This is a genomic window from Pseudomonas sp. RIT409, assembly GCF_003052515.2.
Classification (GTDB): domain Bacteria; phylum Pseudomonadota; class Gammaproteobacteria; order Pseudomonadales; family Pseudomonadaceae; genus Aquipseudomonas.
In genome coordinates this window covers 13,924-29,049 of record NZ_QARE02000038.1, presented here as the reverse complement: position 1 = coordinate 29,049, position 15,126 = coordinate 13,924, and the positions used below count along the sequence as shown (strand labels likewise).

General features: G+C 52.9%; 11 protein-coding genes. All 11 read left to right on the top strand.

The features are described 5' to 3' along the window. Nucleotides 1–336 precede the first annotated feature (336 nt). The 11 genes from DBP26_RS26310 to DBP26_RS26260 all read left to right on the top strand — a co-directional run bounded on the left by DBP26_RS26310 (nucleotide 337) and on the right by DBP26_RS26260 (nucleotide 15,060). The gene (locus DBP26_RS26310; RefSeq protein WP_256601887.1) at nucleotides 337–1,317 is read left to right on the top strand and encodes a glycosyltransferase family 2 protein; all 981 of its coding nucleotides are present in this window, start codon (nucleotides 337–339) and stop codon (nucleotides 1,315–1,317) included. Between the two features lie 572 nt (nucleotides 1,318–1,889). Beyond that, entirely contained in the window at nucleotides 1,890–2,435 is a 546-nt protein-coding gene (gene rfbC / locus DBP26_RS26305) for a dTDP-4-dehydrorhamnose 3,5-epimerase (protein ID WP_108240518.1), read from the top strand. Next, nucleotides 2,435–3,262, top strand: a complete 828-nt coding sequence (locus tag DBP26_RS26300; RefSeq protein WP_108240519.1) for an ABC transporter permease — start codon at nucleotides 2,435–2,437, stop codon at nucleotides 3,260–3,262. The genes rfbC and DBP26_RS26300 overlap by 1 nt, the downstream gene beginning before the upstream one ends. Next, complete coding sequence (locus DBP26_RS26295) at nucleotides 3,252–4,601, top strand: ABC transporter ATP-binding protein (RefSeq protein ID WP_108240520.1); 1,350 nt, start codon at nucleotides 3,252–3,254, stop codon at nucleotides 4,599–4,601. The genes DBP26_RS26300 and DBP26_RS26295 overlap by 11 nt, the downstream gene beginning before the upstream one ends. Nucleotides 4,602–4,607: 6 nt before the next feature. Further along, nucleotides 4,608–9,215: a glycosyltransferase gene (locus DBP26_RS26290; RefSeq protein ID WP_108240521.1), complete on the top strand. Its 4,608-nt coding sequence runs from the start codon at nucleotides 4,608–4,610 to the stop codon at nucleotides 9,213–9,215. A 35-nt stretch (nucleotides 9,216–9,250) separates the two neighbouring features. Further along, entirely contained in the window at nucleotides 9,251–11,125 is a 1,875-nt protein-coding gene (locus DBP26_RS26285; protein ID WP_256601885.1) for a DUF2142 domain-containing protein, read from the top strand. A gap of 15 nt (nucleotides 11,126–11,140) precedes the next feature. Next, the gene (locus tag DBP26_RS26280; protein ID WP_108240522.1) at nucleotides 11,141–12,241 is read left to right on the top strand and encodes a DegT/DnrJ/EryC1/StrS family aminotransferase; all 1,101 of its coding nucleotides are present in this window, start codon (nucleotides 11,141–11,143) and stop codon (nucleotides 12,239–12,241) included. Continuing rightward, nucleotides 12,238–13,188 (top strand): glycosyltransferase family 2 protein, encoded by a 951-nt coding sequence (locus tag DBP26_RS26275; RefSeq protein WP_108240523.1) that lies wholly within the window; start codon nucleotides 12,238–12,240, stop codon nucleotides 13,186–13,188. Before DBP26_RS26280 ends, DBP26_RS26275 begins: the two co-directional genes overlap by 4 nt. Beyond that, nucleotides 13,175–14,128 carry a WxcM-like domain-containing protein gene (locus tag DBP26_RS26270; protein WP_108240524.1) on the top strand — a complete coding sequence of 318 codons (954 nt, stop codon included), beginning with the start codon at nucleotides 13,175–13,177 and terminating at the stop codon, nucleotides 14,126–14,128. The genes DBP26_RS26275 and DBP26_RS26270 overlap by 14 nt, the downstream gene beginning before the upstream one ends. 3 nt (nucleotides 14,129–14,131) lie before the next feature. Then, nucleotides 14,132–14,521, top strand: coding sequence for a GtrA family protein (locus DBP26_RS26265; protein WP_108240525.1), 390 nt, complete (start codon nucleotides 14,132–14,134; stop codon nucleotides 14,519–14,521). Nucleotides 14,522–14,598: 77 nt separating this feature from the next. Next, nucleotides 14,599–15,060, top strand: a complete 462-nt coding sequence (locus DBP26_RS26260; protein WP_108240526.1) for a hypothetical protein — start codon at nucleotides 14,599–14,601, stop codon at nucleotides 15,058–15,060. Nucleotides 15,061–15,126: the final 66 nt, after the last annotated feature.

Genomic DNA, 15,126 nt, shown 5'->3' with positions numbered 1-15,126 from the left:
CAACCATCAAAGCGTTTCTTGCTCAAGGCTCGAGCAGTGCACAGGTCAGCAGCGACATGAATAACCCTACAAGCGCAGGCAGATCAAACGCCAAACCGACGATCAGCACCGGGACACCGATTATTACAACAGGACTGCGCAAAAATTTCTGAGCCCTCATACCTGCCTCCTCGCTGACGGCCATCGAAGTGTACCACCGGCTTCTTATATCAAGACTACCCATTGTCCGATGACGCGTTCGGCGCCAATGCTGACGCGGTGCCAGTCGATAGGTAAAATGCCGGCCTGTATCGAGGCATCTTTTAAAGAATTTCCGAATCTAGAGGTCAATTGCTGGTGGCAACTCAGGTTAACGACCGACGCTCAGGACCTCCTTATTTCAGAAGTGACGACGGGCGGGAAAGCGTCGCTATTCTGATGTGTACATACAATGGTGCTTCTTTTCTGAAGGAGCAGCTTGACTCATTCGAAGCACAGGGGTTCTCCAATTGGACCCTTTACGTGTCAGATGACGGCTCCAGCGACACTACCAAAGCGATCCTGACGGAGTATGCGGACCGATGGGGGCCTCATAAGCTCATCATCTTCGATGGGCCCAAAAAAGGATTTGCGCAGAATTTTCTGTCCCTGATTCGACGCCCCGATCTGACTGCGGACTATTTTGCCTTTAGCGATCAGGATGACATCTGGTTCGGCGACAAGCTTGGTAGGGGCATGGCGGCATTGGCGAGAGTCGAGGTCGACATCCCCAGCATGTACTGCACCCGAACTAGGCTCATCGATGAGGAAGGTCAGGTTATAGGACACTCGCCTGACTTCGAAAAACCACCTTCATTTCAAAACGCACTGGTTCAAAGCATAGCGGGCGCCAATACGATGCTCATAAATGCGGCCGCCCGCCAAATCCTTGCGCGAGTTCCGGTGGACGCCTACGTCGTTGCTCACGATTGGCTTGCCTATTTGTTGATCAGCGGATGTGGTGGCCAGATACATTATGACGCCCTTCCCACCCTTGATTACCGCCAGCATGGAAATAATCTCATCGGTTCAAATTCGAAGTGGGGTGACAAGCTCAAGCGTTTGGTAGACATGTTCTCCGGGCAGCGTAAAGCCTGGACAGATGCCAACCTTCACATTTTGGAGAGTATCGACGCCCCGTTGACAGAGGAGAACCGCACGATTATCGCTCACTTCAAGCGGGGACGCGCTTTAGGCCTTCCAGCGCGACTGTGGGAGATAAAAAAGTCGGGCGTTTACCGGCAAACCCGCTCGGGAAGCGTAAGCCTTTATGTGGCAGCGTGTTTAGGTAAGGTGTGAGCAAATGTCGGAAATTTCCGAATTCAGTTCAGAAACCGACATTACGCTTGCGGGCCGCATGGGAAAACCTTACCGTCGCCCAAAATTTTTCGGGTGATGCAGTTTTTGCAGGACGCAGGCCGGTGCAAGGCGATGGCACTCTACAATCGCAGAAGGCATCTGCATCTGGAGCCTAGGGCAATACCGCCTCGTTGCATGTCGAACAAGCGCCCGAAGTCGCGGTCTGAGGGCCATGAATAAAATTGGTAAGGTAAAAAACGCTGCAGCGGCATGCCGTGATAACCATCGAACGCCCCAGCAGAGGCGCGCATTCAGCGCTGTCAACAGAGATCTCTATCTGATCGTCGCGGGGATTGGACCTCGAGGTGCGTACAGATACACTCCGCGCCTTCCGAAATTTATCTTCGCCAGCGTGTAAAAGAATGTGCGGACCAGTGCCTAGCCGACCGGAAAATTCCGGAGACCAAGCCCGCCGTGCATGCGCAGACCAAGTCCAGCGCTGGTTTTAACATCATTTTTTACCAGTTGAGCCGAAACCTCGGCCCTGGGTGCAAATTGGAGACGCTGCAACGATGAAAGCCACCCCCCTTGCCATTCCAGATGTTGTCCTCTTCGAGCCGAAGGTTTTCGGCGACGAACGAGGCTTTTTCTACGAAAGCTTTAACCAAAAGGTATTCGAAGAGGCGGTCGGCAGGGCTGTAACATTCGTTCAGGATAATCATTCTCGTTCGGTCAGGGGCGTCCTGCGCGGCCTCCACTATCAAATCAAACAAGCTCAAGGCAAGCTCGTACGCGTCACCCAAGGTGAAGTTTTCGACGTTGCGGTCGATTTGCGTAGAAGCTCTTCGACATTCGGTCAATGGGTAGGTGCACTTCTTAGCTCAACCAATCGATCCCAACTGTGGATTCCTGAAGGTTTTGCGCATGGATTTGTAGTCTTGTCGGAAAGCGCAGAGTTTCTGTACAAAACGACTGACTATTGGGCTCCAGAACACGAGCGCAGCCTCGCTTGGAATGACCCGACTGTCGCGATCGAATGGCCGGAAATTGGCCAACCCACCTTGTCTGCCAAAGACGCAGTTGCAGTCAACCTGCAAGACGCCGAGGTATTCCAGTAGTGAATCCTCACCTCAGCCCTTCCGCTGGCCCCGTTAGCCTCGCCATCAGTCTTTGGAAGAATCGGTCTTTGATATCGCAGATGACCAAGCGTGAGGTCATTGGCCGTTATCGCGGGTCAGTCATGGGCCTCGCATGGTCGTTCTTCAACCCGATCTTGATGCTGGCCGTTTACACCTTTGTCTTTTCGGAAATCTTCAAATCACGCTGGGTAGGTGTCGACACGGGAAAGGGCGGTTTTGCCATTCTGCTGTTTGTCGGCATGATTGTGCATGGGCTGTTCGCCGAATGCGCAAACCGGGCACCATCGCTGGTCATGAGCAATAGCAATTACGTCAAGAAGGTCGTTTTTCCGCTGGAAATTCTTCCGGTGATAACACTTGGTTCTGCACTGTTTCACAGTTGCATCAGCCTACTGGTACTGGTGGTCGCGCAATTGCTGGTAGTGGGTACGCTTCACTGGAGCGCCCTGTTGTTTCCTTTGATCCTGATCCCCTTGATCCTCGCGACATTGGGCGTTAGCTGGTTGCTCGCTTCTCTGGGTGTATATCTCAGAGACGTCGGCCATGTGATCACCGTTCTGACAACCGTTCTGCTGTTCTTGTCGCCCGTGCTTTACCCGGTCGCAGCCTTGCCAGATGCCTACCAACCATGGCTCAAGCTCAATCCATTGACCTACATCATCGAAGAAAGCCGCAGCGTGTTGCTTTTTGGCAACTTGCCGGACTGGGGCAGCCTAGCGATCGCCATTACTGCAGGCGCACTTATCGCCGCCATCGGGTTCTGGTTCTTCCAAAAGACACGCAAGGGATTCGCTGATGTCATCTGATCAATCGGTAATCAGCGTTCGGAATGTCTCCAAATGCTTTTACAGCTACGACAAGCCCCATGACCGCCTTAAACAAGCCATCGTTCCCAGATTTCAACGCTGGGCAGGCGACCAGGTCACAACGTATGGGAAAGAGTTTTGGGCATTGCGCGATATCAGCTTCGATGTCGAACAAGGGGAAACGGTAGGAATCGTAGGGCGTAATGGCTCGGGCAAGTCTACGTTGCTACAGATCATCTGTGGGACACTGACCCCAACGTTAGGCCAAATCGAAACCCGGGGCCGTATCGCGGCGCTTCTGGAGCTGGGCTCCGGCTTCAACCCAGAGTTCAGCGGTCGTGAAAATGTCTACCTGAATGGCGCCGTCCTCGGATTGACTCGGGAAGAGATCAACGCACGCTTCGATGCAATCGCAGCGTTTGCCGACATCGGCGAGTTCCTTGACCACCCAGTCAAGACTTACTCCAGCGGAATGGCGGTACGGCTTGCATTCGCGGTACAGGCTCAGGTAGACCCCGACATCCTGGTCGTAGACGAAGCCCTTTCCGTGGGTGATGCGCGATTTCAGGCAAAGTGCTTCGAGCGTCTGAGGCAACTGAAGGAAAACGGCACCAGCATCCTGCTCGTTACGCATTCAAGCGAACAAGTAGTCACACATTGCAACCGTGCGATTTTGTTGGAAAAAAGCCACGTCGAAATGATCGGCGAGTCACGCCCCGTCGTTAATCGATACACCGACATCCTCTTTGGCCGGGAAAAGCAGGAAGAGGCAGCTCTTGGCGAACAACCCAGCGAACTCACCGACTCACGTATTCAAGAAAGCTCCGATGAAGAAATCGCGCTGCTGTTTGATCGGGACGCCTATGCCACACGCCCTGGCTACAATCACCATGAGTACCGTTGGGGGGATGGCGCAGCCACTCTTACGGACTTTCATCTGAGTGCAGCGGGACGGGCCTACCCGAGTAGCGTTGAACCTGGGGACAATATCACCCTTACCCTGGCGTTCACCTTCAATCGCCACATCATTAACCCGATATTGGGTTTCACGATAAAAACGAAGGAAGGTGTCACGGTGTATGGCACCAATTCATACCTTTTGGACTGCGTAGAAGCTAGAGAAATGGGCCAAAGCGGTGCGAAAACGACGGCACGGCTACATTTCAAGAACAGACTTGCGACAGGCGACTATTTCATTTCTATCGGACTTGCATCTCGAGAGGGCGAAGAAATTATTCCGCACGACCGCCGATATGACTCCATTCACTTTGTCGTCGAACCAACGCCGAAACTTTTAGGCCTGATCGACTTAGATCTCACCATGGAAATCACTCGGTAAGCGACGATGCAGACTCTAGAACAATATGGTTATACCCGAGACAGCGACACTGGAGTGTGGGTGCGCTCTGACTTCCAAGGAATCGCTTACAGCGACGGTGACAGCGCAGAAACTGAGCTGGCCAAGATCATTCGAGAAGCTGACGACGTTTCAGTTTTGTCCGATGAGCTACCGCAGCACTGCTCCGATTGGGCAAAGCTTTATCACCTCAGTGCCACCCGGGCGAACATCCTGCGACCCTTCGAACATTTGCTGAAAGGCCGGGTATTGGAGATCGGTGCAGGCTGCGGAGCGATCAGCCGGTACTTGGGTGAAGCCGGGGCAGAGCTTCTCTGTCTGGAGGGAAGTCCGCGAAGAGCTGCTATCGCTGCGAGCAGAACGCGTGGGCTATCAAATGTCACCGTCCTCGCAGAGCGATTCGACGACTTCAAGATCGAGGAACAATTCGACGCAGTCACTTTGATCGGTGTCCTTGAATACGCCAGCATGTTTAGCAATGCCAAGGATCCTGCGCTTGCCATGCTGGTGCGCATCCGTCAATTGCTCAAGCCGGGCGGACACCTTTTCATCGCCATTGAAAACCAACTGGGGCTGAAATATTTCGCCGGAGCCCCCGAGGATCATATCGGCGTTTCGATGTATGGCATTGAGGGTCGCTACGAGCACGGCCAGCCGAAAACATTTGGCAAAAAAGAGCTTGAAGAACTGATTGCGTCGGCTGGCTTCGCCGCGTCCGAATTCATGGCTCCGAGTCCCGACTATAAGCTTCCCAACTCGATCATCACGGAAGCCGGCTTTGAATGCGCTGAGTTCGATGCAGCCGCGCTCGCCTGGCAAAACGTCAAGAAAGACCCACAGCTGCCAGAAGCGACCACTTTCAATCTGGAAAAAGCATGGCCCGTGGTCGTTAACAATCGACTGGGTATGGACCTTGCCAACTCATTTCTGATCGTTGCAGCCTGCTCTGAGACGGAGCCGTCGGCACGGGATATTCTTGCCTACCATTACAGCACTGGTCGGAAGACTCGGTACTGCAAGGAATCACTGTTTGTCAAAACGCAGGAAGGGATCCGTGTCGAATACAGGAAGCTCGGCACCGCGACGGAAGAACTGACGGACGCAGTGGGGGCGGACTCATTCAAGTACGTCCTGCCTCGGATCGACACTTATGTGACCGGCAAAGTCCTAAGCCTTGAATTCCTGGATATTGCCGCTCAGAGAAACTGGAGTATCGAAAGCTTCACTCCGTTTGTGACGAAATATCTGGCCCATCTGAAGACGCTGCTCGTGAATGAGGGCGTGGAGCAGGAGCTTGACTCAGTAAAAACGCTTCTTCCAGGCAAATATATCGACGCGGTTCCACAAAATATCGTATTGACTGCAGATGGATCGCCCCAACTGATAGACGTTGAATGGGAGATGGTGGAGGGCGTCGAACTCGGTCACCTCATGATGCGTGCCCTTTTGCTCTTGATGGCAGCCGCGAACCCTTTCTACCCAAGCACTGCATCGTTCAGTCGACAGGAGTTTGTCACCGGCCTGCTGGCAAGTGCAGGTTTGGAAATTGCTGCGGAGGATTGCGACCGGTACATCGCGACTGAAGCGGCATTCCAAGAGAAAGTGACTGGAAAAAAAGCCGACAACTTCCTTAACTGGGCACCCGAGGCGCCTATACACAAATTGGGTGCCCAAAGGCCCACGCCCAAATTCGCAACGCTGTACATCAGCGATGAAGATGGGGGGTATTCAGAACAGAACGCACTGCACCAAACCGTTAAGAACGGAAAACAGCAGGTAAGATTCAGCCTTCCTTCCGGGCTCGGAGCGTCTACCAAGCTTCGCTTCGACCCAATCAATCACCGTCAGAGCTTTTCGATTGAGGCTATCACGGTATACTCTTCCGCCTCCCCAGTCTGGGAATGGCAGGGTGACATCACGCAGCCGCTTGTCGCTGCCTATGCTGTCCAAATTTCCCAGCGGGGTGATGAAACGCTTTATCTGGCGCTGAGTGATGACCCAAGCGTAACGATTCCCGTAAACGGCGAGGCGTTGCAGAGCACGGACCTGCTTGAGCTAGAAGTAAGCTTGACTTTATTCACGGAAGAGCAACTGGCTCAAGAGATCAACGTGCTTAATCAATCTGGACTTGTCGGTCCACACGCAGAACTGCAAAACAAACTCGACCTGATCGTCAATTCAAACAAAGAAATCGCAGACGCCCTGGAGCTGGTCAAAGCTTCGGTGAATGGGAGCGGCACCGTCAGCGATCTGAATAGGACGTTGCTTGAGAAGGAACGTCTCGTTCGCGATCTGACCGATGAGCTGCAGCTCAAGATTCGAGAGCATGAGACCCAGCTCCAGATCTTGGAGGAACAGAAAAAGCTTGAACTCGATGCGAAAGAAGCTCAAGTGCAGGAGCTGATCGGTTCCAAAGCTCTGGATGATGCCAACTCTGAAGAAGAGCGTCTTCAAATCATTGAAGAACTCAGCAGCCAGATCACTCTGAAGGATGAAGCGCTACAAGCGACGCTCTCCAGATGGCAGGAGTCGCTGTCTGAGAAAGACGTTCACATACGTAATCTTGAAGAACATTTGCGCATCCAGCAGGTCGAGAAGGACACACACATCCATAACCTCAACCTTCACATTATGGCGATGCAGTCATCCTCAAGCTGGAAAGCGACTGCTCCTGCCCGCAAAGTGCTCAGAATTGCGCGTCGGTTGAAAAAAGCTTGGCGTCTGCTTCCATCCGTCGTGCGTCGCGGCGGTGGCTTGAAAAACACCATCCGTAAAGCAATTGCCGTATGGCGCATGCAAGGTACAGCTGGGTTGATAGCTCGCGTGCGTTGGGTTGCTGGGGCTAATTTTGCATTCGTGGGCCAAGAGACCCGCGAGGTTTTAGACCGCCACGATTACGCGACATGGGTGAAATACTACGACACCCTCGACGACAACGGTCGATGGAAGATCACAGAAGAGATAAGAAAGTGGAAGTCCAAGCCACTGATCTCAATCATCATGCCGGTTTATAACCCGCCTTTATCGCTTCTGCGTGAGGCTATCGATAGCATCAAATCTCAGCTCTATAAAGAATGGGAGCTCTGCATTGCAGATGATGCGTCGACAGATCCTGAAGTCATTGCCTATCTCAAATCCCTGGCAAAGCAGGATCGCCGTTTCAAAGTGATTTTCCGTGAAGAAAATGGCCATATCGCCAAGGCGAGCAATTCTGCGCTGGATCTGGCCTCGGGGCGATTTATCGCGTTGATGGATAACGACGATCTGCTCCCGGAAAATGCTCTCTACTGGGTCGTTCGGGCGATTCATGAAAATCCCGACGTCGGCCTCATCTATTCCGATGAAGACAAAATCGACACGTCGGGTAAACGCAGCGCGCCTTATTTCAAATCGGACTGGAACGAATTTCTCTTCCGCTCTCAAAATATGGTGTGCCATCTGGGCGTGTACCGGCTCGACTTGGTCAAACAGGTCGGTGGTTTCCGTCCTGGCTTCGAAGGCGCGCAGGATTACGACCTCGCTTTGCGCTGTGCAGAGAAGCTTGAGCGCACTCAGATCGTTCACATCCCGCGGGTCCTTTACCATTGGCGGATACACTCCGGTAGCACGGCAATGGGCGGTGACGAAAAGCCTTACGCTGCATTAGCAGGCGTGAAAGCGCTGGACGAGCACCTTCAACGTAAAGGAAATATCGGGACTACCGAACTTCTGCCCATGGGAATGTACCGGGTGCGTTACGCCCGTCCTGCCGTGGCACCGTTAGTGTCCCTGATCATTCCGACACGGAACGCCTATGCATTGGTGAAGCAATGCATCGACAGTATCGAGCAACTGAGCACCTACAAGAATTACGAGATCATCCTCATCGACAACGGCTCAGATGACCCCGTTGCGCTGGAATATTTCGCGCAGTTGGACCAGCAAGACAACATCCGCGTCATGCGAGACGACGGCCCGTTCAACTATTCTGCGCTCAACAACAAAGCAGTCCAGTTGGCGCGAGGCGAACTGATCGGGTTGATCAACAACGACATCGAAGTGATCACTCCCGAATGGCTGGACGAAATGGTTGCCATCGCGCTGCAGCCGAATGTCGGCGCAGTTGGTGCTCGACTGTGGTACCCGGATGACCGTCTACAACACGGTGGCGTCGTTGTTGGTGTAGGCGGAGTGGCTGGACATTCGCATAAGTACTTGCCGAAAGGCGACTACGGATATTTCTGCCGCGCTGCACTGATTCAGGAATTCTCTGCAGTCACCGCCGCTTGTCTGATCATCAAGAAATCCATCTTCGAGCAGGTAAACGGGCTGGATGAGGAAAATTTGAAGATCGCATTCAACGACGTGGACTTCTGCCTGCGAGTTCAAGAGGCTGGTTATATCAACGTCTGGACGCCATTCGCAGAGCTGTATCACCACGAGTCAGCGACACGGGGGATGGAAGACACGCCAGAGAAAAAAGAGCGTTTCTCCAAAGAGGTCCTGCACATTCAAGCGCGCTGGCCCAAGATCCAGGAAGACTATACATACAATCCTAACCTGACGTTGGACCATGAAGATTTCGGCCTGGCATGGCCACCAAGGGTCAAAATATAAAGGTGGTAGGCGCCAACGGAGACAGGAATCTGACAGTGCTTGAAAATCAACATGACAATAGGCTCATGGGCCTGACCAATAAACGCTGTCAGCTCCTGCTGGCAGCTCTTTATATTTTTATCATTGCCGTGTGGTCATGCGGGATCGCGTTCAACAGTGCGCCCGATGAGTCGACGCACTTCTTCCTTCTGGAGTTTTTGAATAAATTTGATGCAATGCCTTCAACCATGGAGCCCAAGCAGGCGTTCACTGGATTGATTTCTGGTCGCACTTGGCAACAGGGAGAATTCTGGTATCACGGGCTTCCCTTCCCTCACGTCATCGGCGCCCTAATCACCACGAAAGTTGGTAGCTGGTTGATGCCTGCTGACCTCCTATATCTGGCCGCTCGCAGTTTTAACTGGATATTAGGGGGGGTATTCATCTGCTCGCTGTTTCGCATTGCACGTTCTATTGGAAATTCGATGCAGATTTCAGCGCTCATTGCGCTTAGCATCGCACTGATTCCCCAAGTTACCTTCGTTTTCTCTTACCTGAACAGCGATGGATACGGCCTTGCCAGCATTGGCTTGCTGATCGGCACAATGATCAGCTATACGAATTCGCCCACTAGAAAAAGAGCGATGTACCTTGGTCTGGCTGTTGGGCTGATGCTGCTGGCGAAACTGTACTTTCTACCTGCGTTGGTTTTTGTTGCAGTAATGCTGGTGGTCAATAGAAAATTTATGAATCATCAGCTCTTGACACATTGGAAAACCCTCTGCATTGCAGCCGTTATAGTTGCCGTCCCCATGCTACTAGTTGTGTATCTAAAGTACGGTGAAATTTCGGGGGTGTCGGGACAACTTGATTTCGTCGAGATGCATAAACTCAATCCCGCAGCAGGCTATGGTACGTGTTATTTATTTTGCGGTGATCAGTTTGTAAATACCAAAAACTTAATACCGTGGCTCGAACTCACGCTCACCAGCTATTTCTCAGTAACCGGCTGGATGAATATCTTCATTTCCGAATACTTTTACGTATTCGCGAGCATGGCATTCGTGTGCACAATCGGTTTCTCCATTCTTCAGATAAAACCGTTGAGAGCGTCGGAGACTTGGAAGGATATTACCATCAGCTACATCCTTCCTCTCGTAATGATCATTGGCCTCTTTCCTGCCATCACGCTGTTGAGCTTGATAGCCTCTCAAAACTCACTCCCACAGCCCCAGGGAAGGTACCTCTTCGTCACGATCCCGTTTTTGGCGCTTTTGCTGGCCCTGAGTACAAAGCGCATGGTTGACCGGAGCAGTGTAGAGAATGCATCGTGGAAAGCTGAGAGAAGAATCGCTACCGTCCTGGCGTTGCTGTGCCTGTTTATACTCATTGCAAACTTCTCGTCATGGAAGGCTAACGTAACATTTCCTAAAAACGCTCACACTTCTGCCATTGCGAAAATGGCCGATGAGGCACTTCCTCAGATCAGCACTGCTGGCACTTCGGGCAATTTGAGCCTGAACCAGAACGATCTCAAAAACAGAACGGTATTCTCAGCGGACTCTCAGCCTTCTTTGCAAATGCCGATATCCGACACGCCGGTCATGGGCAACATTGACGAAGTTGTAAAAACACCCTCCGGGATCAAGCTGAGAGGATGGGTCTTTTTAGCAAACGGAGTCGATAGCCCCGAATTCGTGGTCGCAGTCGAAAACAGCAAGATCGTGGGAGCCCTGAAGGTCAGCGAAAGCCGGCCCGACGTCGCGAAAGCCCTGAACAACAAAGAGGCACTGCGTACAGGTTACGACGGTCAGATCACCAACACTGGCGATATGTCAGGCTGTAACATCACGCTCTTTGCTCTGACCTCGTCGCTGAGGCTTTTTCCGATGCCAAGCGCATGCGACAAAGCCAACGTCCCTCATCATTGATATTGTGGAATTCACATGGAAAACATCGTTCTCTTCTCTGCGACCAAGGCAAATGCGGGCATCGACTTTCTCAGCCCGCTTAAAAACGTGCTGGACAGCCACTGGTACATCCTCGGCAACGAGGTCAAGCTCTTCGAAGAGGAATTCGCCACCTACGTAGGCGTCAATCACTGCATCAGTGTTGCGAACGGCTCCGAAGCGTTGGAACTGGCACTCCGCGGTCTGGGTGTCGAGCCAGGTCATCGCGTGGTGGCAGTCGCCAACGCAGGCTTTTACAGCAGCACGGCGATCCACGCCATCGGTGCTGAACCCGTGTATGTCGACGTAGATGCAAACACGCTCACTATGTGCCCTAAGGCACTGGCGGCCGTGGTCGAAACTAAACCCGCCGCTATTATCGTGACTCATCTCTACGGGCAACTGGCCAACATCGAAGAGATCGTGCGGATTGCAGCGGGGGCGGGTGTGCCTGTGCTGGAAGACTGCGCGCAATCGCACGGGGCTCGCCGCAACGGCAAGCAAGCAGGCAGTTTTGGTGATATCGCCTGCTTTAGCTTCTACCCAACCAAAAACCTCGGTGCGCTGGGTGATGGTGGGGCGATCGTTACCAACGACGACCACTTGAATACGCGTATTCGCCAACTGCGTCAGTACGGCTGGTCGCAAAAGTATCAAGTTGCAATTCCCGGCGGTCGCAACAGCCGTTTAGACGAAATGCAGGCCGCGATTCTCCGCGTGAAACTGCCACTGCTGGACAGTTGGAACGAACAACGGCGCTCGATTGCACAACGCTACAACGCCGCGTTCGCCTCTCTGGAGATGCAACTGCCCGCCTCGGTCGCCGAAGATTACGTGGCTCACCTCTATGTGGTGCGTATCAAGAATCGAGCCGACCTCGCTGCAGCGCTCAAAGCAAAGCTGATCAGTACAGATATCCACTATCCCATTGCGGATCATCATCAGCCTGCTTATCCATCAGCACCGTCCCAATCGTTGACAGTAACCGAGCAAGCTTGTGATACCGTCATCTCCCTGCCCTGCTTCCCCGGCTTGACCGATGAAGAAGTGGACAGAGTCATTGAGGCAGTCACAGCCTATTTCTCCAAGGAGCAATGATTTTGCTGACGCTGGTTATCCCCGTTTACCGCAATGAGAGCAATCTACCTGATCTGCTGGTAGCGGTTTCGAAGCTCGATACGCAGTTGAACAAAGATCTTGAAGTCGTGTTTGTCGTGGACGGCAGTCCTGACCGTTGCTATGAGATCCTACGGGATACCCTGCCGTCGCAGTCATTCCGATCAAAGCTTGTCTTGCTGTCGCGCAACTTCGGCTCGTTCATGGCCATCCGCACCGGATTGCAGAACGGCAGCGGTGATCGATTCGCAGTGATGGCTGCCGACCTGCAAGAGCCCCCGGAACTCGTGTTGGAGATGAACCGCGTTCTGCTCAAAGGAAATATCGATGTCGTTGTCGGCGTTCGTGAGGGCCGCCAGGACCCGTGGGCTAGCCGGACGGCCTCGAAAATATTCTGGGGGCTCTATCGCCGTTATGTGATACCGGAGATTCCCCCAGGCGGCGTCGATATGTTCGCGTGTAACAGAGCCTTCAGAGATACGCTGCTCACGCTCGACGAACGCCACAGTTCGCTGATTGCTCAGATTTTCTGGCTGGGTTACCGCCGAGAGGTCGTCACCTACACCCGTCAGGAGCGGGTTCATGGGAAATCAGCGTGGACGTTGCGCAAGAAAGTCAATTATCTGATGGACAGTGTCTTCTCATTCACTGATTTGCCTATCAGACTGCTCACCCGCGTCGGTGCGTTCGGATCAGCCTTGGCCGCACTGTTCGGCGTCTTTACGTTGATTGCCAAGCTGCACGGCATGATTGAGGTGCCCGGTTACGCGATGATCATGCTCGCGATCACCTTCCTAGGCTGCCTCAATCTGCTGGGGCTGGGCATCGTGGGCTCTTACGCGTGGCGCACTTACGAGAATACAAAGAACCGGCCATTGACGATTCCAATGCGGGTTGAAGATTTTGGAGAAAGCAATGAGCGGCGATAGAAATTTTTTCGTACACAGCCACGCACTGTGTGAGTCGGAAAAAATCGGGCAAGACACTCGAGTATGGGCATTTGCCCATGTTTTGCCGGGGGCGACGCTGGGTCGGGAATGTAACGTCTGCGATAACGTGTTCATTGAGAACGATGTCATCATTGGTGACCGCGTGACCCTGAAATGCGGCGTGCAGGTTTGGGATGGAATCACAATCGAAGACGACGTTTTCATCGGCCCGAACGCTACCTTCACCAACGACATCTTTCCTCGCAGTAAGGTTTATCCCCAGACCTTCGCACGCACGATCATTCGAAAAGGAGCCTCACTGGGCGCCAACTGCACCATCCTTCCAGGGCTGACCATCGGCACTAACGCCATGATCGGCGCGGGCGCGGTGGTGACTCGCTCCATCCCGCCAAACGCGATCGTCGTCGGCAATCCCGCGAAGATTATTGGCTACGTGGACGCGAAGCCGGCTTCAGCCACCGTAGAAGCAGAGAAAAAGTCTGATCAAACGGGTGTGATCGGGACTACGGTCAAGGGCGTCACACTGCACACGATGAAAGAGGTCGCGGATATTCGCGGCAGTCTATCGGCAGGTGAGTTTGATCGCTCCATTCCGTTCAAGACTGAACGTTATTTCCTTGTCTACGACGTACCGACCGCCGAAACCCGGGGCGAGCATGCTCATCGCGAATGTCACCAGTTCTTGGTGGCCGTGAAAGGTTCGGTCCATGTAGTAGCCGATGATGGTGTTAACCGCGAAGAGTTTGTGCTGGACAAGCCCAATAAAGGCATCCACCTTCCGCCCATGACGTGGGGCATCCAGTACCGCTACTCGCAGGATGCCGTACTCATGGTGTTCGCTTCTCATTACTACGATGCGGATGACTATGTTCGTAACTATGATGAGTTCAAGTCATTGATCAATGGCAACCGTCAGTAACCGATGAACAATCAGGCCATTTCTAAACTTTTAAAGCTGGATTTTGCCCGTTTTCTGATGTCGGGCGGTTTTAACACCGCCCTAACATACGGCATGTACCTGGCTTTACTGAGCGTCCTGTCATACCAGATCAGCTACACGATCTCTTACGTCACCGGCATCGTGCTGGCCTATGTCCTCAACCGTTTTTTTGTTTTCAAAAGTCATCAGGGGCTCAGGTCCGCGGTGCTGATGCCTTTTATTTACCTCGTTCAATACCTGCTTAGCCTGGTGATTTTGTGGATCTGGGTAGAGAAATTTGGATTTGACAGTAGACTCGCACCCTTGGCCGCTATCGTCCTGACCTTGCCAGTGACATTTTTGCTTTCCAAATTCGCTTTTGCGAAACGGTAGTGACCTTCCGCCGCAATTCCGCAGGTCCTACACTCGGTCCATCCGGTCTCATACCAAAATATTTTGTCAGGAAAATCATGCGCAAAAAATTTCTTGCATTCAGTGGTCTGGTGTTGGGCCTCGCCACCCTGGCTGGTTGCGACGGGAAGGTCGAGAATCCCAATATCACGCATTATTCAACTGACCTGTGTTCGCTCGATGCGGTGGGTGGCAAACCGGACACGAGCATTTACGTGAAAAGAGAACAGGTGGCGTTTGTAGGCTGGGCAATTGACGCCTCGACCAAGACAGCCCCCAAAGCGATACGTCTGCGCTTGACTGGCGCATCCGGGATACCACACACCTTTGAAAACAGCGCTGTCATAGATCGGCCGGATTTAGTGAAAGCCTACAATAATCAGGACATACTCAAATCGGGATTCTACATCCAGGCGGATCTATCCACTCTCGAACCTGGAGGGTACGGGATTATTGTAGAGATACCGAACGGCAAGACATTGCTTGTGTGCCAGCCGAAAAAATTTCTTGTAGTGCAATGACCAAGGTCACGCGGGAGCATGTGTTGCGGCATAGCTCCGCAGCACCTCACCGATCAGACGGAGCTA